This window comes from Arthrobacter sp. 2762, from assembly GCF_040548745.1.
In the GTDB taxonomy this organism is placed as follows: Bacteria; Actinomycetota; Actinomycetes; order Actinomycetales; family Micrococcaceae; genus Arthrobacter.
In genome coordinates this window covers 797,429-819,297 of sequence record NZ_JBEPSI010000001.1, presented here as the reverse complement: position 1 = coordinate 819,297, position 21,869 = coordinate 797,429, and the positions used below count along the sequence as shown (strand labels likewise).

Genomic DNA, 21,869 nt, shown 5'->3' with positions numbered 1-21,869 from the left:
TGACCGGTACTAATAGGCCAACAACTTACACCACACACAACACTGCACGCGTCCACTATGTGGTTCCCGAACAACAACCCGTTGCTCACAGGAACAAAAACCACAACTGAATAACAACACCACAATGTTGTAACCACAGTCTTCCCACCCCACCACCCTCACCGGTGCACACGGGGAACGGGTAACAAGGTTACGGCGGTCATAGCGTGGGGGAAACGCCCGGTCCCATTCCGAACCCGGAAGCTAAGACCCACAGCGCCGATGGTACTGCACCCGGGAGGGTGTGGGAGAGTAGGACACCGCCGGACACACATTAGGTCGAGACCCCCCAACCCACCAAGGGACGGGGGGTCTCCCACATTAACGCCACGACCAGCCACGGCCAAGGGCGGGAAAGCCCTCGCAGAGGCGAACTCCCCTAGCCCGAGAAGAACTCAGACAACTCTGCGATGAGCTTGTCGGGCGCCTTGTTGGGGCCATCGTGCCCGAACCCGGGGAGGATGGTGTAGCTCGAGCCGGACAGGACGTCGTGGATCTGGCCGCACGCCACACCGAAGTAGGCGGGGCTCTTCTCACCCACCACGATCAGCGTTTCAAGGGGCAGCTCCAGGAACGGCTCGGCGGGCATATCCGCAGCTATCACTGCCTTGATTTCGCGGACTCCGCACGTCATCAGTTCCCGCATCTGCTTGCCCAGGGGTGTCCCGGCGGTCAGCTTGGTGGCGAGCGTCAACATGGACAGGGGCATGCGCGCGAAGGCGCCACCTGTCTCCACTCCCTTGATGAGTACGGCGAGTCCGCGATCGTAGTCTCCTGCCGCCGTCGCGCGTTCATATTCCGGCGTCCAGTCGGCTTTGACGCTGTGGTTGACGGAGACAGCGGGATCGTAAACGGCGAGTCGCTCAACCGGTAAGGTCCGTGCCGCATGCAGTGCAACGGCGCCGCCGAAGCTGTGCCCGAAAACATCTGTGCTGGATGTGTGTTTCATGACAGCGTCAAGATCCCGGATGTCGGCTTCGAGGGTGTAGTCCTCGGGCTGCGGAGATGATTCACCGCGTCCACGGCGGTTAAAGGTATGGACAGGACGGCCGAGGGACTCACTCAGTTTCTGCGCGAAACGTGTGTAGTCGGAGGCCGTCACCATTGAGGCAGGCACGACCACGATGCCGGAGCCTGCAGCTGCCAGGTCACCGCCCGTAGTCAGTACCTCGAGGTGTCCGCCGTCCGTTGTGGTGATGATCTCGCGCGTCATGTCTTGAGCCTAACCGAGCCACCTGAACGCAGGCAGCATGCCGGACGCTATGTGGACAACAATCAGCTTTTGAAGTAGTCCGAAATGTCCATCACGAGTTCCTTCACAGCGGCTGGAACGGAGCCATGGAAGCCCTTTGGCGATATCTCAAGGGTGCTTCCGGGAACAGCGGCGTGCAAACGCGCTGCGGTTACCTTGTAGTACTGCGGGCTCTTCTTGCCCACCATGAAATGGGTGCTGGCAGGTAGAACGGAGAAATCGCGCGGAGTTTCCGTGGCGTCGAAGGCAGCTCTGAGTTCTCCGACGCCGGATGGCAGGAGTTCACGGAACATTGTGTTGACTTTGGTTCGCGAAACCACGGCCATGAGGCCCACCAGCAGGGGTTCAGGGACCCGGGCCAAGGCACTTCCCGGATGCATTCCCTGCTTCATGCGGGCCAATGCGAGGTTGATATTGCCCTTGTTCACGGAGTCCTCGAAGCCGGCCATCCAGTCCGTGTCCATGCTTCCGTCGATATTAACTGCGGCGTCGTAAACGGCGAGCCTGTCCGGTTGGTGGTGTGTGCCGGCAAATGCCTGCGCAGCGTTGAGGGCCACCGACCCGCCCAGGCTGTGCCCGAGGATGTTCCTCGCATCGGTGGCATCCATGATGGTCCGCACGTCCGCAATTTCCGTGACCATGGAGTAGTTGTGTGGTTGATCGCTGGAGTTGCCGCGGCCCCTGCGATCGTAGACGTCCACGGCCCACCCATCACCGAGGCCCTTCGCGAGGGCAATGGAAAAGGGCCGATAGATCAGGGCAGTGAGGAATGCACCGCCGATCAGGACCACGCGGCGCTCCCCGGGTGCGTCTTCCGCGCCGTAGCTGTACAAGGCCAGTCTGCCGCCGTCGTGCGTTTTGATGGTGCGTTCCCTCACCGGTTTATCCTAGGGCGCGCTGGCATTGGGGCTGTGCCTCCTGAAAGGAAGCGGGCGATTCGGGCTGCAAGCCGCCTGCCTGGCCGCAGTGGACCTTCATGGAACTGCAAGGGCACAATAGCGAAGTCGATTACCGGAACCGCTCCAGCAAGGGTGCGGCCGGTTTCGGCGAAGTAGGACGGACTCCAGCCGCCGCTAAGCATGAGTGTTGGAGTCACGAGCGAGGTGAAGTCGTGAAGGTGCGCGTCAGCGTCGAGTACGGCCCGCATTTCGGCGACGGCGGTGGGTAACAGGGAACGCATCTCCGAACCCAGCCGTGTCTGTGCAGAGAGGATGCTCAGCATCCGCAAGGCGCCCATCGGCAGGTAGGAGATGGGACCGGCAGTTCCCAGACCCTGCACCAGATGGGCCCACGCGTGGTCCAGTTGGCCGGCGGTAACTGCGGCTTCCAATTCGGGACGCCACCGGCCATGGAGATTGCCTGATAGCGAGACAGCGGCATCGTAGGTGACCAGGCGGTTGATCTTCGTGCTGCGGGCCGCCTGAAGCGCCACGAAACCGCCGTAACTGTGCGCCACGACATCCGTTGAATCTGTCCTCCGCATCACTGCCTGAAGGTCCGCGATCTCGGTGCCGGCGGAGTAGCCGGGCGGTTGTGGCGCCGAACGGCCGCGCCCTCGCCGGTTGTAGCAATGAACCGATCGCCCCAGCATCAGGCTCAGGGTCCGCGCGAAGGGCCAGTACAAGGAATCGGTCACCAAGGTGCCATGGACCACGACGACGCCGGACGGTTCCGCAGGCGCCTGCGAACCGGGAATCGAGGTTTTCGACGCCGGCCGGAACGTGTGCACCTCAAGCTGCCCGCCGCCGTCGTCCGTTTCAACTGTCCACGTCTCCACAGCCCGAGTCTATGTCCGGACGTCGAGGCCCGTAATCACCGGTAAACTTAAGGACTGTGACTTCCGCAAACACCCCAGCCCTGAACACCTCCGCAGAGCCCATCGACGCCAGCGAGCAGATGCGTATCCGCATGGACAAGCGCGCCAAGCTGATCGAACGTGGCACAGAGGCCTATCCTGTGGGCGTTGAGCGGACGCATTCCTTGAGTGAGATCCGCGAAAAGTATGCGCATCTGGAAGCGGACGAAACCACAGGTGACATCGTCGGCGTCACCGGCCGCGTCGTGTTCGTACGAAACACCGGCAAGCTCTGCTTCGCTACCCTCCAGGAAGGTGGCGTTGACGGCAAGGGCGTTCGTCTCCAGGCAATGCTGAGCCTGGCCAATGTGGGCGAGGAAGCGCTGGCCGATTGGAAAGCCCTGGTTGACCTTGGGGACCACGTATTCATCAAGGGCGAGGTCATTTCCTCCCGCCGCGGTGAGCTCTCCGTCATGGCCGATTCCTGGTCCATGGCCTCCAAGGCCCTGCGCCCGCTCCCGGTCCTGCACGCAGAGCTTAACGAAGAAACCCGTGTCCGCCAGCGCTACGTGGATCTCATGGTCCGCGATGAAGCCCGCGAGATGGTCTACAAGCGCGCTGCCATCACACGGTCTGTCCGCGACACCCTTGACCGCCACGGCTACGTCGAGGTGGAGACCCCCATCCTGCAACTGGTCCACGGTGGCGCCACGGCGCGTCCGTTCGAGACGCACATGAACGCGTTCGATCAGAAGATGACCCTGCGCATCGCCACGGAACTCTTCCTGAAGCGCGCGGTAGTGGGTGGCATTGACCGCGTCTATGACATGGGCCGCGTGTTCCGGAACGAAGGCGTCGACTCCACACACAGCCCCGAATTCACCACCCTTGAGTGCTATGAAGCCTGGGCTGACCAGTTCGTCATGGCCGAGCGCATGAAGGAAATCATCCTGAACGTGGCGGACGTGGTTGGTACCCGCACCATCCAGACGGATGCAGGCGAGATCAACCTCGACGGCGAATGGGCTTGGGTTGCGGTGTACCCGGGGCTTTCTGAAGCGATTGGCGTTGAAGTCACTCCCGACACCGCAGTGGAGGAACTGTTGGCCATTGCTGCCAAGCACGAGGTCAAGGTGGATCCGAAGTGGGACGCCGAGAAGATCGTGGTTGAGCTCTTCGGCGAGATCGTGGAACCCACACTGCTGAACCCGACTTTCGTTTACAACTACCCGCCGTCCGCTCAACCGCTTGCGCGTCCGCATCGCGAAGACGGCCGGCTCATCGAGGCATGGGACCTGATTATCGGGGGCATGGAGCGCGGCACGGCCTTCTCCGAACTCATTGACCCTGTCATCCAGCGTGAACGGCTTACCGAGCAGTCACGCCGTTCTGCGGCTGGCGACGTAGAGGCCATGCAACTCGACGAAGACTTCCTTCGCGCCCTTGAATACGGCGCCCCGCCCATGGGAGGTATCGGGCTCGGCATCGATCGCCTTGTGATGTTGTTCACCGGTGCAGGTATCCGCGAAACCATTCTGTTCCCCTTGCTGAAGCCGGAAGGACACTGATCATGGAATACATCGCAGTCCTGGCGCCATCGGTCGTTGTTGGCTTGATCTTCTGGTTTGCCATGAAGTCCATCTTCAATGCGGACAAATCCGAGCGGCAGGCAGAAGCCCGCGCCCAAGCAGAGGCCAATTTGCGGAATTCCGGCCCTGAGGGTGAAGGCCCGGCAGCTAAATAGCCTGCAAATTGGGTGTCCTTAGCAGGAAACCCAAATGTGCCTTTGACGTGTGTGCTTGGCGTGAACGATAATCAGGAATAGGAACCCTCAAATTTCTGATTATCCAACCCTCCAAAAGAGAGGCTACTCATGGCACAGAAAGTTAAAATCATCCTCGTCGATGACCTGGATGAAGGGTCAGCGGACGAAACTGTCCGTTTCGGGCTGGACGGCGTCAGCTACGAGATGGACTTGTCCACCGCTAACGCGGAATCTTTGCGCAAAGCACTGGAGCCCTACGTAGCCAAGGCCAGGAAGACCTCTTCGGGCCGTGCAACACGTGGCCGTGCGACTGCCACTCGAAACCAGGATTCGGCACAGATCCGTCAATGGGCTCGTGACAACGGTTACACCGTAAACAGCCGCGGACGTATTCAGGCTGAAATTCAGGAAGCGTACCAGAAGGCCAATTCCTGATTCACCCGCCTTCAATGCCCCGGCAGCTTCTGCCGGGGCATTAGGTTTTTAAGCCCATAGTTTGTTGTCAGGCCTTCCAAGGGCGTGCCTGGACCAGGCCTTGGAATATTCCGTGAATCGTTCCGGCACCTACGGTGGGGATTATCCGACCTTTTGGAACTGGACAAAACGACTGGACAAAACGACTGGACAAAGCGCGCCTGCTCAAAGCGGGCGGGGCGCGTTGCTCGGCCTACCACTGCCCTGGGTGGCTGACCACGTCCTTCAGGAGCCCTGACCACGTCCTTCCGGAGGCCGGCACGGGCGTGGGACAGGCGTTCCGCGGGCGGGCCTCCCTGCCGCGAAGGGGGTGTCAGGTTTATTCCGCTGGGCGTCATGTTTCCCCTGTGGCGAACACGCTCCAAAAGTCGGGCTTCGGCACGTAGCATCAAAGTACGTCGTAGCTAGGAGTGTGGCGAAATGTTTGAGAGATTTACGGACCGTGCCCGTCGCGTGGTTGTCCTTGCCCAAGAAGAGGCACGGATGCTCAATCACAATTACATTGGTACCGAGCACATCCTCTTGGGTCTGATCCACGAGGGTGAAGGCGTTGCCGCAAAGGCGCTTGAATCCCTGAGCATTTCGCTCGATGGCGTCCGCGAACAGGTGCAGGAGATCATCGGCCAGGGCCAGCAGGCTCCGTCCGGGCACATCCCCTTTACCCCGCGCGCCAAGAAGGTGCTTGAGCTTTCGCTCCGCGAAGCACTGCAGCTCGGCCACAATTACATCGGAACCGAGCACATCCTGCTAGGCCTCATCCGCGAGGGTGAAGGCGTTGCTGCCCAGGTACTGGTCAAGCTTGGCGCGGACCTCAACAGGGTCCGTCAGCAGGTCATCCAGCTGCTTTCCGGCTACCAGGGCAAGGAAGCCGCAGGTTCGGGTTCCAGCCAAGGCCAGCCGGAGGGAACCCCGGCAGGCTCGGTGGTTCTGGACCAGTTCGGACGCAACCTCACCCAGGCTGCCCGCGAGAACAAGCTCGATCCCGTGATCGGCCGCGAGCAGGAGATGGAACGCGTCATGCAGGTCCTCTCCCGCCGTACCAAGAACAACCCAGTGCTCATCGGTGAGCCCGGCGTCGGTAAGACGGCCGTCGTCGAGGGCCTCGCCCAGGCGATTGTCCGCGGCGACGTCCCGGAGACCATCAAGGACAAGCAGCTGTACACGCTGGACCTTGGTTCGCTGGTTGCCGGCTCGCGTTACCGTGGCGACTTCGAAGAGCGCCTGAAGAAGGTCCTCAAGGAGATCCGCACCCGCGGCGACATCATCCTCTTCATTGACGAGATCCACACCCTCGTTGGTGCAGGTGCTGCTGAAGGCGCCATCGATGCTGCATCCATCCTGAAGCCGATGCTTGCCCGCGGTGAACTCCAGACCATTGGTGCCACCACGCTGGATGAGTACCGCAAGCACATTGAGAAGGACGCCGCGCTTGAGCGTCGCTTCCAGCCGATCCAGGTCAAGGAGCCTTCCGTCGCCCACGCGATCGAGATCCTGAAGGGCCTGCGGGACCGCTACGAGGCACACCACCGCGTAACGATTACCGACGGCGCCCTCGCCTCAGCCGCGCAGCTGGCCGAACGCTACATTTCGGACCGCTTCCTGCCGGACAAGGCGATCGACCTCATCGATGAAGCCGGCGCACGCCTGCGTATCCGCCGCATGACCGCTCCGCCGGAGCTCAAGGCCATGGACGAGCGCATTGCCGACGTCAAGATGGAGAAGGAATCCGCCATCGACGCCCAGGACTTTGAGGGTGCCGCTTCGCTGCGCGACAAGGAGCAGAAGCTCATTGCCGAACGCGCTGAGAAGGAGCGCAACTGGAAGTCCGGCGGCATGGATGACATCTCCGAAGTTGATGAAGACCTGATCGCCGAGGTTCTCGCGAACTCCACTGGCATCCCCGTCTTCAAGCTCACCGAGGAAGAGTCTTCGCGGCTCCTCAAGATGGAAGACGAACTGCACAAGCGCGTCGTCGGCCAGGACGAGGCCATCAAGGCTCTGTCGCAGGCTATCCGCCGCACACGTGCAGGCCTGAAGGACCCCAAGCGTCCTGGTGGCTCGTTCATCTTCGCCGGGCCTACGGGTGTCGGCAAGACCGAACTCGCCAAGGCCCTTGCCGAGTTCCTGTTCGGTGAAGAGGACGCCCTCATCACGCTGGACATGTCCGAGTACTCCGAGAAGCACACGGTTTCGCGACTCTTCGGTGCACCTCCGGGCTATGTCGGCTACGAAGAAGGCGGCCAGCTCACCGAGAAGGTTCGTCGCCGTCCGTTCTCCGTGGTCCTGTTCGACGAAGTTGAGAAGGCCCACGCGGACCTCTTCAACTCGCTCCTGCAGATCCTGGAAGACGGCCGACTGACGGACTCCCAGGGCCGCGTGGTGGACTTCAAGAACACCGTGATCATCATGACCACCAACCTGGGTACCCGCGACATCTCAAAGAGCGTCGCTACGGGCTTCCAGTCCGGCACGGATACCCAGACTGGCTACAACCGGATGCGCGCCCGGGTCACGGAGGAGCTCAAGCAGCACTTCCGCCCCGAGTTCCTCAACCGTGTTGACGATGTTGTGGTGTTCCCGCAGCTCACCCAGGACGAGATCATCGAGATCGTGGACATGTTCGTTACCCGCCTGGAGCGTCGCCTCAAGGACAAGGACATGGGCATCGAGCTCACCACGGCAGCAAAGGTTCTTCTGGCCACTCGTGGCTACGATCCCGCAATGGGTGCACGGCCGCTCCGCCGCACCATCCAGCGCGAGATCGAGGACCAGCTTTCCGAGAAGATCCTCTTCGGCGAATTGCACTCCGGTGACATCGTTGTGGTGGATGTGGACGGCGAAGGCGACGACGCCAAGTTCACGTTTGCAGGCAACGCCAAGCCGCGGATCCCGGAGATTGCTCCTACCGCATAAGGCGCACGTACTAAAGCAAAAGCCCCATCCGCTCCGAAAGGAACGGGTGGGGCTTTCGCGTCAGGTGACGTCTCGCTGGCGGTTCCGGAGGCATTTGCGTAGCTTGCGTCAACGCGACGGAGGAGCAGCAAGCGGCAAATGGCGCCAGCACCGCCAGTATCCACGCACCAAAGCCGGAATATCTGAAAGTAGTGTTTCACTATGAGTGAACGACTCTGTGATCCGCAGCACAATACGTGTTGAATCGGAGCATGGATTCGACTGACACCCCAAGCCCAGGCACGCCACCTGAAACTCCTTTCCACGACATCGATCACTTCCTCGCCATCCCCAGGGTCAGTGGTCTCACGCTCAGCCCGGACGGCAAGCGCCTGGTCACTACCGTTTCAACCCTGAACGGCAAGGGCACCGACTTCGTCACTGCACTGTGGGAGATCGACCCCACCGGCCAGAGCCACGCCCGACGGATCACCCGGAGTTCCAAAGGTGAGGCCGGTGCCTCCTTTGCCGCGAACGGCGATCTCTACTTCACGTCCTCCCGCCCCGACCCCGATAGCGCAGATCCCGACGCAGATCCGGTGAACGCACTGTGGCTGCTCCCTGCCAGTGGGGGAGAGGCTCGGGTTGTGCACACTCGAGCCGGCGGGATCAGTTCCGTCATGGCGGCAAAGAACGCGGATGCCATCTTCGTCAACGCCGAGGTTTTGGCGGGCTCCAGCAATGAGGAGAACGACGAGGAACGCCGCAAGACCCGCAAAGACAACAAAGTGTCCGCCATCCTGCACAGTGGCTACCCGATCCGCTATTGGGACGCGGACCTGGGTCCTGCCGAACCGCGCCTGTTTGCAGTGGAGCGGGGCGAGGAGAAGGAAGCCGCCAAACCAACCACCATTGACGCACCAACGCCGCTTAAGCTGAGGAATCTGACACCCGGCGTCGGCGGCTCGCTGCGGGAAGCCAAAGCTGTGGTGAGTCCGGACGGCAAAACCATCTACACCAGCCTCACCAAAGCTCTCGCCAAGGCCGACAGCCGTGAGGTGCTGGCCGCCGTCGACGTCGCCACGGGAACCGTCAAGGTACTTCTGGACCGCGAGGGAATGAGCTACTTCCCTGGTCCCGTCAGCCCGGACAACCGCACGCTGGTGGTAGAGAGTGAGAGTGACACCACACCCACGCAAGCGCCGCAGGTCAAACTGCACCTGCTGGACGTATCAGGCAGCGAAACGACTGACCTGGAGCCGCTCGCGCACCACTGGGACCGCTGGGCTACTGCCTTGGCGTGGCTCCCGGAAGGCAACGCCATCCTGGTGAAAGCGGACGACGACGGCGCGTCGCCGGTTTTCCGGATCGACGTCGCTGACGGTGGAGTAACACGGGTGACGGAAGACGCTGCCGCGTATTCCGACGTCGTGGTTTCGCCGGACGGAACCACAGCGTACGCACTGCGGAGCTCCTACGAGTTCCCCGCTGAAGCTGTACGGATCGACCTCGCTTCCGGCGGTGTGGTGAGGTTGCAGGCACCCGCGGAACGGCCAACGTTCAAGGGGCACCTCGAACGTGTGGAAACGACGGCGGAGGACGGCGCTCGTGTGCCGGCGTACCTGGCGCTCCCTGAAGGTGCGTCCGGTGACAACCCAGCTCCCCTCCTGCTGTGGATCCATGGTGGACCGCTCGGTTCATGGAACGCCTGGACCTGGCGTTGGAACCCCTGGCTGCTGGTCGCCAAGGGATATGCAGTGCTGCTGCCTGACCCTGCGCTTTCCACAGGCTACGGCCAGGAGTTCATCCAGCGCGGCTGGGGTGAATGGGGCAAGAAGCCCTTCTCGGACCTCATGGCTATCACCGATGCCGTAGTTGAGCGGGCGGACATCGACGAGTCACGGACAGCGGCGATGGGAGGGTCATTCGGCGGCTACATGGCCAACTGGGTGGCAGGCCAGACGGACCGCTTCAAGGCGATCGTGACCCACGCCAGTTTGTGGGCCCTGGACCAGTTCGGCCCCACCACCGACGCCGCACAATACTGGCTCAAGGAAATGACGGTGGAGATGGCGATGGAGAACTCGCCACACCTCAACGTACGCAACATCAAGACGCCAATGCTGGTGATCCACGGAGACAAGGATTATCGCGTCCCGATCGGCGAGGGCTTGAGGCTTTGGTACGAACTGCTGTCCTCATCGCAGCTGCCCGCCGACGACAACGGCCAAAGCCCGCACCGGTTCCTCTACTTCCCCGACGAAAACCACTGGATCCTCCAGCCGCAGCACGCGAAGGTTTGGTACGGGGTAGTGGAGCACTTCCTGGCAAAGCAGGTGCTGGGTGAGGACGTTGCTTTGCCTGAGGAACTGGGGCTGTAGTCCGTTGCTGAGTTCGGCCGGTCCGGCCGACAACCGGGACATTTACCGCGTGCTCGCTCCTTCGTCGCTTAGACGCACGCTACGTAAATGTCCCGGCCGTCGCCCTCGTGCCGCCCTTCAGCTCCGCGACTGCCCACGTCATGCAGGGGCAAGGCGCGGCCCGGCTCCTCTTTGCCTCGTTAGGATGGGGGAGTGAATTCGACCTTTAGCCTTCGTCCTGCCCGCACCAGTGATGTGGCGGCGATTAAGAGGCTGGTCGCGCCGCTGGCGGAGCAGCGGATCTTGATGGCCAAGGAAACTGTGGCGTACTACGAGAGCCTCCAGGAATTCCGGATTGCCGAATCCCAGGACGGCGACGTGATTGGTTGCGGCGCCCTGCACGTTATGTGGGAGGACCTGGCCGAGATCCGCACTCTTGCCGCCGCGGACACGTGGCGGGGGCGGGGTGTGGGGCATGTGCTGGTGGAGGATCTCCTCGAAAAGGCCAAGGAGCTCGGTGTCAGCCGGGTTTTCTGCCTGACGTTTGAGGTTGACTTCTTCAAGCGCCATGGCTTCGAGGTCATGGAGGACCAGTCGGCCGTGGACCCGCAGGTGTACTCGGAGTTGCTGCGCTCGCATGACGAAGGCGTGGCGGAATTCCTGGATCTGGCCCGGGTAAAGCCCAATACCTTGGGCAATACACGCATGATCAAGCACCTGTAAGAACCCGCAACAAGCGCTGACAGATACGGGGTTCAACCCTGCCCGGATTATGCGTGATTTAAAACCCCTTCTCTTATCTAAAGTTGATGGATAAACTGATCGAGGCTTGCTGGGGAGCTTCCGCCATTCGGTCAATCGAGAGAAGATCATGCAGTCCCACGCGTCCTTTTCGGGAATTTCAGAACTCCAACTCAGCGTGCGCGGTCCCGTGTTCACGCCTGCCGATCCCGGCTTCCAAGCCGAGGTAGCGGCCTTCAACCTCTCTACTCAACACCAGCCGGATCTTGCCTTCGGCGCCCTCGACGCAGAGGACGTTTCGGCGGCTATCAGATGGGCGGCGGAACGGGGAATACCCGTAGCCGTCCAGTCCACAGGGCATGGTGCAACCAACGCGATAGAAGGCGGGATGCTTATCAGTACCCGCCGGATGCTGGAACTCAGCGTCGATCCCCTTGAGAAGACCGCCAGAGTGGGGGCCGGTGTTCGGTGGAAGGCTGTGGTTGAGCTTGCTGCAACCTTCGGTTTGATGGGGCTCTGTGGTTCAACCAGTGACGTCGGCGTGGTGGGATACACGCTGGGCGGGGGCCTGCCAATCCTCGGCCGAAAGTACGGCTTCGCCTCGGATCATGTCATCGCTTTCGAGCTGGTCACAGCGGACGGCACCCAGCAAAGGGTTACTAAGGACGAGAACCCTGAGCTGTTCTTCCTCCTGCGAGGCGGCAAGGGCAATCTGGGCATTGTGACGGCCATGGAATTCCACCTCTTCCCAGCCGCAGACATCTACGCCGGTGGCGTGTACTTCGACGGCGGGCACGCCCCGGAAGTCCTTGAGGCGTTCAGGGAATGGGTGCCATCGCTACCCGCGGAGGCATCGGCGTCGTTGGCGTTTTTGCGCCTTCCGGAGATGGAGATGATTCCGGAGCCGTTGCGGGGAAAGTTTGTGATCCACCTCCGCTACGCCTACCAAGGCGACCTGGCTGCAGCGGCGGAGCTGCTGGAGCCCATGCGCCGAAGCGCTCCGTTCATGATGGACGCCACCGGCCCTTTGGAAGCAAGCCAATTCGACACGATCCATCAGGATCCGGACCAGCCTGTCCCCGTTCGCGAGCGTGGCTTCCTGCTTGACCGTTTGGACGAAGAGGCGTCCGAGGCAATCCTGCGGCACTTCGGTCCGGGCGTTGAGAGCCCGGTGTTGCTGGCCGAACTCCGGCTGCTGGGCGGTGCCCTCGCCAAGAGCGCGGAGGGCGAGGATGTTGTGGGCGGACGTGACGCGGCGTTCAGCTTCTACATGGTTGCCATTGCCGCGCCTCCTGTTGTTGAGGTGCTGCCCGCAGTTTTCGAAGCCGTGCATACAGACCTTCGTCCCGCAGCCAATCCCGGCACATTTGTGAACCTCCATGGGCACTTTGTGGATGCCGAGGACAGGGAGCGTCCTTGGGGTCCCAGCGCGCGGGAGCGGCTTAAGAAGGCGAAAGCGGAGCTGGATCCGAAGAACATGTTCAGCTTTGGGCACGTAGTGGGCCTTCCTGCCACGGAACAGCCGGTTGTCATGAATCAGACCGTGCTGCTCGAAGACGTGGTCACTGCCGGCGGCGACGCCGTCCTGAACAGTTGAGGGGCGGACCATGCAAAATCGTGTCACGTTTCCGGACTTTTCAGCTTTCCAGATAGACATCCCCCACGGATCCTGGCCGAATGAATCCTTCTGGCCAGGGACCGCCCACTCCAACCCGGACCTGTACTCCGCATTTTGGCTCGATTTCCATGCCCGGAGTGAACCGGATTTCAGTCCTCCCGCCGCCGCCGAACCCGGGCACCACGAAGATTAACTGTGTCATTCCGGCAGGGGCGGGCCTTTCGGGCCGTCCCTGCCGGCTTTTTAATGGGCGTCGGCGCCCTCTGCACCGGCGAGGCCTACCCTGTGCCCGGGCGCCGGTAGTAGGGTCAGAGCACCAGCCACAGCACGTCCAGGAGCATCCCATGAAAAAGCTCATCAATGATCCACGCGCCGTGGTGGACGAGTCCGTCGAAGGCTTCGGCATGGCCCATGCCGACATCGTGGACGTCCATCCCGAGCCCAAGTACGTTATCCGGAAAGGCGCACCTGTAGCGGGCAAGGTTGCCCTGGTATCCGGCGGCGGCAGCGGTCACGAGCCACTGCACGCTGGTTTCGTGGGCCTCGGAATGCTCGACGCCGCGGTGCCCGGCGCGGTTTTCACCTCGCCCACGCCGGACCAGATCATACCGGCGACCGTCGCTGTCGACTCAGGTGCCGGCGTCGTGCATATCGTCAAGAACTACACAGGCGACGTCCTGAACTTTGAGACTGGGGCGGAGATGGCACAAGCCGAAGGCGTACACGTGCGTTCGGTGTTGGTCAACGATGATGTCGCCGTGGAGGACTCCCTGTATACGGCGGGCCGCCGTGGAGTGGGCGGGACTGTCCTCGTGGAGAAGATTGCGGGTGCCGCCGCTGAGCGTGGGGACGGTCTTGAAGCTGTTGCCGCCATCGCGGAGCGGGTCGCCGCCAACGTTCGGACCATGGGGGTCGCCCTCTCTGGCTGCACGGTTCCCCACGCAGGTACGCCAAGCTTCGAGCTTGCGGACGACGAGATCGAGATCGGCATCGGCATCCATGGCGAGCCCGGACGCCACAGGATCGCCATGGAAAGCGCCGATGCGATCACTGACCGCCTATTGGAGCCCGTGCTTGAGGATCTCGCCATCTCCTCCGGCGACAGGGTGCTGCTGTTCGTGAACGGCATGGGCGGCACGCCGCAGAGTGAGCTTTATATCGTCTATCGCCGGGCCGCCCAGGTACTCGCAGAGCGCGGCGCAACAGTGGAGCGTTCGCTGGTGGGAAACTACGTGACGTCACTTGAAATGCAGGGGTGCTCGGTGTCCGTGCTGCGCCTCGACGACGAATTGACGCGTTTGTGGGATGCTCCCGTTCACACGGCCGCCCTGCGTTGGGGAGCGTGAGCATGGGCCTGGGCGTTGATTGGGCAGTGGACTGGCTGAAGCTTTCGGCGAAGGCCATGGCAGAACATCGAACTGAACTGATTGAGCTGGACCGGGCAATCGGCGACTCGGACCACGGCGAGAATATGGACCGTGGATTCCAGTCCGTGTTGCAGAAGCTGGCCGAGACACCGCCGGAAACCGCAGGAGCTGCCCTCAAGGCCGCGGCAATGGCGCTGATGTCCAAGGTGGGCGGAGCTGCCGGGCCGCTGTACGGGACGGCATATCTTCGGGCGGCCACGTCCCTCGGTGATTCCACTGACATCGACGCCGATGCCTTGGCTTCCGCGCTCGCCGCTGCCCGCGACGGAGTGGTGGCCCGCGGCAAAGCCGAGACTGGCGACAAGACCATGATCGACGCGTGGACGCCGGCAGTTGAGGCAGCACGGAATGCGGCGGCCGATGGCGGCGATGTACTCGCCGTTCTGCAGGCTGCTGCCGAGGCGGCCGAAGTAGGGGCTGTGGCTACCGATCCGCTGGTGGCTCGCAAGGGCCGCGCAAGTTACCTCGGGGAGCGGAGCGCAGGGCATCGCGATCCAGGAGCGGCCTCCACGGCGTTGCTCTTGCGCGCCGCGGCAGCAGCGGCGGCCGGCTCCGCAGGAAACACGGGAACCGACGCCGTATGACAGTTGGGATTGTGGTTGTCTCCCACAGCAGCAAGATCGCTGAAGGTGCTGTGGAACTCGCCGCCCAGATGGCGCCCGACGTCGAACTCGTCGCCGCCGGGGGCACTGACGACGAACGGATTGGCACCAGCCTCGAGAAGGTGCTTGCCGCCGTCGAGCAGTCACTGATTGATTCCGGAGGCGAGGGCGTGGTGGTGCTGACAGATCTGGGCTCGGCAGTAATGACAGCTGAGTCTGCGATCGAGTTCGCCAGCGACCCCGACGCCATATTGCTTGCCGATGCGCCTTTGGTTGAAGGGCTTGTGGCCGCGGCCGTCGCGGCGCAGGGCGGGGCTGGCGCCGAAGAGGTGTGTAAGGCTGCCGAAGCGGTTGGATTCCGGGCTTCTGCCGGTGCTGACGCGCCGGGCGGTCCTTACGAGCCCCGGGAACCCGATGCAGCCGGCGATTTCGAGCTCATTAATCCCATGGGCATCCACGCGCGGCCTGCGGCCAAGATAGCCGGTGGACTGTCCGGCCTTGACGCTGAGGTGACAATCAACGACGTCGACGGGACGTCCATGATGGCGCTCATGACGCTCGCCGCCGGGCAGGGTGCAACCCTGCGCGTGGAGGCCCGTGGCAAGGACGCCGCAAAGGCTGTTCAGTACGTCGGGCGGCTGGTGGGCGAGGGGTTCGGGGAGATCTAACACGCCTTCATCAGGAGCAAATATTGCTAAGTACACTGATTAGTGATGTTGTAGAGGTACAGGTTCACTACAAGGAAGAGGTGCGACATGGGTGCTGACGACAAGATGGAGAACGCTGGCGAGAAGATCGCAGGCAAGGCTAAAGAAGCTGCCGGAAAGCTTACTGACAACGAGCGCCTGGAAGCCGAAGGCAAGGGCGAGCAGGTCAAGAGCGACCTCAAGGGTGCAGGCGAAAAGGTAAAGGACGCTTTCAAGCACGACTAGGAATTCGGGCGGGGCCATTGCAGTTGCAGCGGCCCCGCCTTCCTTTGCGTTTGACAAGGCTTAAACCGAACGATCTGATGGAGGATTCTTTCGTGAATTTGCTGGTGAAATTGTTCGGCCTGGCAGTCAGCCTTGGAGCTGGCGTGCTGGCAAACAAGACGCTTGAAGGACTCTGGGAGAAAAAGACAGGGAAACCTGCCCCCAAGGACGGAACTGATCTGAACGATTCCTTGCCGGGAGTGCTCGTGTTCGCTGTGGTTTCCGCGGGCGTTGGTGCAGTGGTTCACGTTCTTACCCAAAGGGGCACTAAAAGTGCGCTGGCCCGAATGAAGAAAACGGCAGACGAGGTTTAGCAAAAATGGCAATAGCCCGATACCCGAGTGTTGTTATTGATTGTCCGGATGCGCCCGCCCTTGCCGCCTTTTATGGCGAATTGTTGGGCTGGGAGGTGAAGGGCGAAACCGATTGGTTCGAGATCCGCTCCAGCGATGGGAATAACTGCATTGCCTTCCAACAGGTCGAGTCGTATCACGCGCCGGAATGGCCGGGGCAAACGGTTCCCCAGCAGATGCACCTTGATCTGATGGTGGAAGACCTGGACAAGGGCGAGGAAGTAGCTCTGTCGCTGGGGGCAAGCAAGGCGGAGCACCAGCCGGGGACCACCTTCAGGGTGTTCCTGGATCCGGCCGGCCACCCGTTCTGCCTGTGCCTTTCCTGACGCGGTGCGTGTCTAACCCTGCTGGGCCGCCCACTCCTCGACTCGACGGTTGCTTTCCTCCTCGGAGAGATCTTCCACGCGGGTCATGATGGACCAGCGGACGCCGAAAGGATCGCGGATGCTGGCATATCGGTCCCCTGAAACGAACGTGGTGAGGGGTTCGCGGATGATGGCGCCTGCCTGTTCCGCTCGTTGCACAAGTGCGTCTGCGTCCGGGCAGTAGAACCCCAGGGAGTAGCAGTCATCATCGCCGTCGGGCGCCGGGACCAGGTGGTATTCCGGGTTGGGTTCGCCCAGTTGAAGGTGACCGTTCCCGAGGTCGAGTTCGGCATGGACCACAACTCCGCCCATCTCAGTGGTGCCAACAATCCGCGCCCCGAAAACGTCCCGGTAGAAGGCGATCGCATTTTTGGCATCGGGTACGGCAAGGAACGGCGTGAGGCTGGTCAGGCCGTTGGGGACTCCGTGGGTAGTGTACTTGCCGTGGGCGGCCGTGGTTGGCTCAGTGCTTGTAGTATCTGTCATGTCCACGACGCTACGGGCAGGGCTGGCTGCGGCGCTTGGAAATTCGCGACAGACTTTGTTGGGAGGAGGCTCGTGGATAGTTCGTTCAAGGGCATTCTGTACCCGGCACGGCTTCCCACGTTCAACCGTTTGGCGGCACCGGAGTCCGTTGCGGAGCTGGTCCAGTGGTTCTGGATTCCCGAATGGGACATTGAGCCAGGCCGCACGTCCCGTCAGCATCTGATCGCCTACCCCGCGTCCAACCTCGTTGTGCAGTTGGATGACGTGGTCTTCTCGGGTCCTGCAACCCGTGCCGCCTATCGCGACTTGAATGGCCGCGGCTGGGCAGTGGGAGCGCTGTTGCGCCCGGCCGCTGTTCCGGTGTTCACCGACGATCCCGGCAGCTTGCGTGATGCCGAGGTGGCTTTGCCTTTAAAGGACCTCCACCGTTCTGTCGCACGGGCCATGAACGCCCCCGACGGCGGCACCCACCGTGAGCGGGCAGTGGACGCCTTTGCGTCGTGGCTGGGTGCCTTGGACTACTTACCTTCCGAAGAAGCCTTGCTGGCCAACCGGATGATGGACATTGTTGCCTCCGACCCGGACGTGGCCCGGATTGATGACGTGGCGGCCCGGCTGGCTGTTTCAGGCCGGTCGCTCCAGCGAATTGCCAGGAAATACATCGGGCTCAGCCCGTCTGCACTGATCCGTCGACGTCGTCTGCAGGATGCTGCCGAGAGGGCACGTCTGGACCCTTCCGCCGATCTTGCGGGCATCGCCGCCGAACTTGGCTATACAGATCACGCACATTTGACGAACGACTTTCAGAAGGTCTTGGGGTTCACGCCGAGCACGTATCGTCGGGCCGTCGGCAGTTAGCCGCGCTCCTTCGGCAGCAGGGTTGACCTTGCTGCCGACTACGCAGAAACCGGCACCGAAGGTTCCGTCGCCTCCTTGCTGACTTCCGGCGTCGTGGTTTCCCCGCGGAAGGCGGCGAGCATCGCCTCGCGATCGAATTGTCCCTCCCACTTGGACACCACAAACGTGGCAACGCAGTTGCCGAGCAGGTTGACCACGACGCGCATGGAATCCATCAGCCTATCGGCTCCGAGGAGCAATGCCACCCCCGCAACGGGGAAGACTCCCAAAGCCCCGGCAGTAGCGGAAAGGGCCAGGAAGGCCGAACCGGGAACGCCTGCCATGCCCTTGGAGGTCAACATGAGGATGCCCAAGGCAGCCAACTGTTGGCCTAAATCGAGGTTATGGCCGAATGCCTGGGCAAGGAACAGCAGCGAGATCGAAAGGTAGAGCGCGGCGCCGTCGAGGTTGAAAGAGTAGCCCGTGGGAACCACCAGCCCCGTGGTTGCGCGGGAACAGCCTGCGTTTGTCAGCTTGGTCATGATTCGCGGCAGCACTGATTCCGTGGATGCTGTGCCCAGCGCCAACATGAACTCTTCGCGGGAGTACTTGATGAACTGCCACAGCGGAACTCGGGGGTAAGCCCAAGCAACGATGAACAGCAATCCGATGAAGACCAGTGCCGAACCGTAGCATGCAGCCACCAGCAGCGCGTACGTGCTCAACGAACTCAGCCCGTACTGGCCGATGATGAATGCCATTGCCCCGAAGGCGCCTACCGGGGCAACCCGCATCACCCAGGACATGATCTTGAAGAAGAGTTCAAGGGTGGTCTCCATGAGGTCGATGACGGGCTTGCACTTTTCCCGTCCTACTGCCACGATGGCCGCCCCGAAGAAGACCGCGAAACAGAGGACCTGCAGGAGTGTGTTGGATGCGAAGGCGCCAACCACGCTGGTGGGAATGATGCCCAGCAGGAATTGTCCGGCGTCCTTGGGCGGGGCCGTGGTGGTCTTGGCGTTGACGGCTTCCGCTGACAGGGAGGCCGGATCAATGTTCAAGCCGGCTCCCGGCTGGACGATGTTGGCCACGAGCAGCCCGAACGCCAGCGCGAAAAGTGTGGCCGCGGTGAAGTAGATGAGGGCTTTGACTCCCACGCGGCCAACGGACTTCACGTCACCAACGGCCGAGATGCCAGTGACGATGACCAGGAATATCAGTGGCGCAATGATCATTTTGATGAGTTGGATAAAGCCGTCCCCAAGGGGGCGAAGTGCAGACCCGATATCCGGCCAGAAGTAGCCGATTGCGACCCCCAGCACCACGGCCACCAGGATCTGGAAAAACAGGGATTTATAGAGGGGCTTCTTTGCCGCTGGGCTCACAGCAACAGCAAGTGCGGGAGTCTTCAAGATGGCGCCTATCTGTGCGAGGCCGTGAAGGCTCACGGCCGGGGTCACACATGACGCTATGAGGGGCTTGTTTCGGAATTGCTAATTCCAACGCCCCATTGTGTTTAATATCGGAAGCAAGATTCCATGATGCGAAACTCTAGTGCAGTTGAAGTGGCTGGCAGCCCTCGGCGAGCACCTCCGCAGGCTTTGGCGTCGGCTTATGGAACGCATCGAGAAACAATCGGTAGGAGACAACGCCCGCACTCGCGGACCCGGTGGAGCAGCAGCATCGGTAAACGTGGGTCATCCAAGGGCTGGGCAAGAGTGCTCGAAGCCACGAGTCGCACTCGGTCAACGAGAGCGGGGCTTGGATTCCACTGTCCTTGCGATGGGCAGCAATGGATACCGTGACACATGTTCCTGCGGGGGCCGGGCCTGCGGCGAACCATCCCCATTCCACGGTCTCGACGACGATCGTCACCTTGATGTTCTCGTTCTCGAATGAAGAAGTGGGACCCATTCGATGGTGGCGACGGCCGCTGTGGCGTGAGTCGCGCTGTGAAGACCCGCTTACTGCCTGGCGGAGTTCGTTCAGCTCGGCGCCATGTTTATTGCGGATTCTCGCGCTGAGATCCATGACCGAGGTTTCCTCTGCTGCGGTAGGCGCTTCAGTATCGACGGAAGGTTGATGAGGGGCCGCAACAGAAAACGTGTCACGAAGAGGCTGCTCAGACCGGTGCACGAACACCTCCAGGACTCGACCATCAGCGCACGGGTGAGATGAGGATACCCGTCCAAAAATCAAATCGCTAGAGGAACCGTCCGATTATCCCTGCCTCAGCCCCGTCGCATCGAGCACCACATTGGCAGTGATGAACCGCCCGCACTGCTCACCAAACGGGTAGTCGGCCTTGGGCCTGAACGTCAGCGTCCGCACCGGCAACGCGGTCCCGGATGGAGAGGTGCCGGAAACGGTCGCTTCAAGCGGACTTTCTGAGAGCGCGGGCAGTCCCAGGAAGCCGGTCATCGTGCCATCGGGCGAGGACGTTGCGGAGCACACGCCCTCAGGGGAGCAGCCCTGATCCACGGCGATTGAGCCTGGGTGCAAAGCCACGTCCGCTTCGGTGCAGGTCCCGTCCTGGCACGCTTTCATTCGCAGTGACGCAACTGTGTCCACGTAGCCGGCAGCCACCGTGATCGAGACTCCAGACGCCTGGGCGATCGCCGGGCAAGGAACCGGCTCAGCGAAGCAGCTGGGAAGAAGTGCCGAGGTACCCAACAGGGTGAAAGCCAAACCAATCTTGCCCATGCTTCAGGGTAGGACTGGAACCAGCAGGAGGCGCCGCAACGGAGGGAATCGGCACCCCATCGTTACGGCTCACGCTGGCCCGTTGCCGAACCGACACCGTGCGTGATTGCCGCTTAGGCCGGAAGCCGCAAACCGCCGTCGTGGATTTCCGCCAACCCGTCACTGACCAGGCCGTCGAGGGCCCGTTCCAGCTGCTCGGGGGCTGAGTTGAGCCGGTGCAGTGCTGCCAGCGGGATCCCGACGCCGGACGGCGCGAATCCGAGGTCCGCCGGCGCCTGCTCGAACATCTCGCGCGGAACCGGGATGGCAGCTTCGCGGAGGACGGCCATCACGGCTCCGCGGACTTGCCGGTCCGTGCCGTGCCAGGACTGGCCCTTGGGCGTGTACGACGGCGGTGGCTCACCTGCCGCGAGCCAGGCGCAGCTTGAGCGCACGGGACAGTCGGCGCATTTGGGGCTCCGGGCCGTGCACACCACGGCACCCAGTTCCATGACGGAGGCGTTCCAGCGCACGGACAGCGGCCGGTCTTCGGGCAGCAGGGCATCGGCCAGGCGCATCTCGGCCGCTGTGAGCGCCGGAGCGGGCAGGGCGTGCCCGGAGATGAGGCGCGCATGGACGCGACGGATGTTGGTGTCCACCACTGTTTCGCGGCGGCCAAAAGCAAAGGAGGCCACGGCGGCGGCCGTGTAATTGCCGACGCCCGGAAGGGTCAGGAGCTCGGGATAACTGTCCGGAACGTCGCCATGGTGCTCGTCGCGGATAGCGACGGCGGCTGCGTGAAGTCGCAGTGCCCTGCGGGGATAGCCGAGGCGGCCCCAGTGACGAACGGCCTCCCCGGAGGGCTGATCGGCCAGGTGCGCGGGGGTTGGCCAGCGTTCCATCCAGTCCCGCCAGACCGGAAGGACGCGGACCACAGGAGTTTGTTGGAGCATGACTTCGCTGACCAGGATGCCCCAAGGACTGCAATCAGGCTCGCGCCACGGAAGGTCCCTGGCAGTCTCGACGAACCACTGGTCCAGGGATTGGTGGAGTCCGGCGAGTTGGTCGGTACCGGGAAGTGCCATGCGTCAGATCTCCCGGGCTGTTGATGTTTAGGTTGGCGCCGGAGCGCCGGAATTCTGCCCTCTACTGTAGTGGAAACCAGGACGGCGACGCTCCTGCGGTGCACGTCACACACGGCGGGTTTGGC

22 protein-coding genes and 1 rRNA gene are annotated in these 21,869 nt (G+C 62.1%); 15 read left to right on the top strand and 8 right to left on the bottom strand.

Annotated features, from left to right (window positions below):
- Window positions 1-191 precede the first annotated feature (191 nt).
- Window positions 192-308, top strand: a 5S ribosomal RNA gene (gene rrf / locus ABIE18_RS04045).
- A gap of 110 nt (window positions 309-418) precedes the next feature.
- On the opposite strand, the gene ABIE18_RS04040 is transcribed toward rrf, so the two are convergent.
- From ABIE18_RS04040 to ABIE18_RS04030, 3 genes are all read right to left on the bottom strand, one after another.
- Window positions 419-1,252, bottom strand: a complete 834-nt coding sequence (locus tag ABIE18_RS04040; RefSeq protein WP_499721349.1) for an alpha/beta fold hydrolase — start codon at window positions 1,250-1,252, stop codon at window positions 419-421.
- A gap of 62 nt (window positions 1,253-1,314) precedes the next feature.
- Window positions 1,315-2,169, bottom strand: a complete 855-nt coding sequence (locus tag ABIE18_RS04035; protein ID WP_499721348.1) for an alpha/beta fold hydrolase — start codon at window positions 2,167-2,169, stop codon at window positions 1,315-1,317.
- Window positions 2,166-3,068 (bottom strand): alpha/beta fold hydrolase, encoded by a 903-nt coding sequence (locus tag ABIE18_RS04030; RefSeq protein ID WP_499721346.1) that lies wholly within the window; start codon window positions 3,066-3,068, stop codon window positions 2,166-2,168. The genes ABIE18_RS04035 and ABIE18_RS04030 overlap by 4 nt, the downstream gene beginning before the upstream one ends.
- Window positions 3,069-3,124: 56 nt before the next feature.
- Between ABIE18_RS04030 and lysS the strand changes: the two genes are divergently transcribed.
- The 13 genes from lysS to ABIE18_RS03965 all read left to right on the top strand — a co-directional run bounded on the left by lysS (window position 3,125) and on the right by ABIE18_RS03965 (window position 16,615).
- Window positions 3,125-4,654 (top strand): lysine--tRNA ligase, encoded by a 1,530-nt coding sequence (gene lysS, locus ABIE18_RS04025; protein ID WP_499721344.1) that lies wholly within the window; start codon window positions 3,125-3,127, stop codon window positions 4,652-4,654.
- Window positions 4,655-4,656: 2 nt separating this feature from the next.
- Window positions 4,657-4,830, top strand: coding sequence for a hypothetical protein (locus tag ABIE18_RS04020; RefSeq protein WP_223935301.1), 174 nt, complete (start codon window positions 4,657-4,659; stop codon window positions 4,828-4,830).
- 129 nt (window positions 4,831-4,959) lie between these two features.
- Complete coding sequence (locus ABIE18_RS04015; RefSeq protein ID WP_223947524.1) at window positions 4,960-5,286, top strand: histone-like nucleoid-structuring protein Lsr2; 327 nt, start codon at window positions 4,960-4,962, stop codon at window positions 5,284-5,286.
- Between the two features lie 459 nt (window positions 5,287-5,745).
- On the top strand, window positions 5,746-8,238 hold the full coding sequence (locus tag ABIE18_RS04010; RefSeq protein ID WP_216922749.1) for an ATP-dependent Clp protease ATP-binding subunit: 2,493 nt from the start codon (window positions 5,746-5,748) through the stop codon (window positions 8,236-8,238).
- A 251-nt stretch (window positions 8,239-8,489) separates the two neighbouring features.
- Window positions 8,490-10,598, top strand: coding sequence for a S9 family peptidase (locus tag ABIE18_RS04005; protein WP_499721342.1), 2,109 nt, complete (start codon window positions 8,490-8,492; stop codon window positions 10,596-10,598).
- Between the two features lie 192 nt (window positions 10,599-10,790).
- Window positions 10,791-11,300, top strand: coding sequence for an amino-acid N-acetyltransferase (locus ABIE18_RS04000; protein WP_497943896.1), 510 nt, complete (start codon window positions 10,791-10,793; stop codon window positions 11,298-11,300).
- A 148-nt stretch (window positions 11,301-11,448) separates the two neighbouring features.
- Complete coding sequence (locus ABIE18_RS03995) at window positions 11,449-12,915, top strand: FAD-binding oxidoreductase (protein WP_499721339.1); 1,467 nt, start codon at window positions 11,449-11,451, stop codon at window positions 12,913-12,915.
- A 365-nt stretch (window positions 12,916-13,280) separates the two neighbouring features.
- The gene (gene dhaK / locus ABIE18_RS03990; protein WP_431117467.1) at window positions 13,281-14,282 is read left to right on the top strand and encodes a dihydroxyacetone kinase subunit DhaK; all 1,002 of its coding nucleotides are present in this window, start codon (window positions 13,281-13,283) and stop codon (window positions 14,280-14,282) included.
- Between the two features lie 2 nt (window positions 14,283-14,284).
- Window positions 14,285-14,947, top strand: a complete 663-nt coding sequence (gene dhaL, locus ABIE18_RS03985; RefSeq protein ID WP_499721336.1) for a dihydroxyacetone kinase subunit DhaL — start codon at window positions 14,285-14,287, stop codon at window positions 14,945-14,947.
- Complete coding sequence (gene dhaM / locus ABIE18_RS03980) at window positions 14,944-15,633, top strand: dihydroxyacetone kinase phosphoryl donor subunit DhaM (RefSeq protein ID WP_499721335.1); 690 nt, start codon at window positions 14,944-14,946, stop codon at window positions 15,631-15,633. The genes dhaL and dhaM overlap by 4 nt, the downstream gene beginning before the upstream one ends.
- A gap of 87 nt (window positions 15,634-15,720) precedes the next feature.
- Window positions 15,721-15,897: a CsbD family protein gene (locus tag ABIE18_RS03975; RefSeq protein ID WP_224094634.1), complete on the top strand. Its 177-nt coding sequence runs from the start codon at window positions 15,721-15,723 to the stop codon at window positions 15,895-15,897.
- Window positions 15,898-15,989: 92 nt separating this feature from the next.
- Window positions 15,990-16,250, top strand: a complete 261-nt coding sequence (locus ABIE18_RS03970) for a DUF4235 domain-containing protein (protein ID WP_223947533.1) — start codon at window positions 15,990-15,992, stop codon at window positions 16,248-16,250.
- A gap of 5 nt (window positions 16,251-16,255) precedes the next feature.
- A complete protein-coding gene (locus ABIE18_RS03965) occupies window positions 16,256-16,615 on the top strand; it encodes a VOC family protein (RefSeq protein ID WP_477516556.1) in 360 nt (119 codons plus the stop codon).
- A gap of 12 nt (window positions 16,616-16,627) precedes the next feature.
- Here ABIE18_RS03965 and ABIE18_RS03960 read toward each other — a convergent pair whose 3' ends face one another.
- Window positions 16,628-17,140, bottom strand: coding sequence for a VOC family protein (locus ABIE18_RS03960; protein WP_499721333.1), 513 nt, complete (start codon window positions 17,138-17,140; stop codon window positions 16,628-16,630).
- Between the two features lie 72 nt (window positions 17,141-17,212).
- Between ABIE18_RS03960 and ABIE18_RS03955 the strand changes: the two genes are divergently transcribed.
- The gene (locus ABIE18_RS03955; protein ID WP_499721331.1) at window positions 17,213-17,998 is read left to right on the top strand and encodes an AraC family transcriptional regulator; all 786 of its coding nucleotides are present in this window, start codon (window positions 17,213-17,215) and stop codon (window positions 17,996-17,998) included.
- 38 nt (window positions 17,999-18,036) lie between these two features.
- Here ABIE18_RS03955 and ABIE18_RS03950 read toward each other — a convergent pair whose 3' ends face one another.
- The 4 genes from ABIE18_RS03950 to ABIE18_RS03935 form a co-directional block, all read right to left on the bottom strand.
- Window positions 18,037-19,389: a cation:dicarboxylate symporter family transporter gene (locus ABIE18_RS03950; protein ID WP_499721329.1), complete on the bottom strand. Its 1,353-nt coding sequence runs from the start codon at window positions 19,387-19,389 to the stop codon at window positions 18,037-18,039.
- Between the two features lie 139 nt (window positions 19,390-19,528).
- Window positions 19,529-20,008 carry a hypothetical protein gene (locus ABIE18_RS03945; protein WP_499721327.1) on the bottom strand — a complete coding sequence of 160 codons (480 nt, stop codon included), beginning with the start codon at window positions 20,006-20,008 and terminating at the stop codon, window positions 19,529-19,531.
- A 189-nt stretch (window positions 20,009-20,197) separates the two neighbouring features.
- A complete protein-coding gene (locus ABIE18_RS03940; RefSeq protein WP_499721325.1) occupies window positions 20,198-20,680 on the bottom strand; it encodes a hypothetical protein in 483 nt (160 codons plus the stop codon).
- Window positions 20,681-20,793: 113 nt separating this feature from the next.
- Window positions 20,794-21,744 carry an iron-sulfur binding domain-containing protein gene (locus ABIE18_RS03935; protein ID WP_499721324.1) on the bottom strand — a complete coding sequence of 317 codons (951 nt, stop codon included), beginning with the start codon at window positions 21,742-21,744 and terminating at the stop codon, window positions 20,794-20,796.
- Window positions 21,745-21,869: the final 125 nt, after the last annotated feature.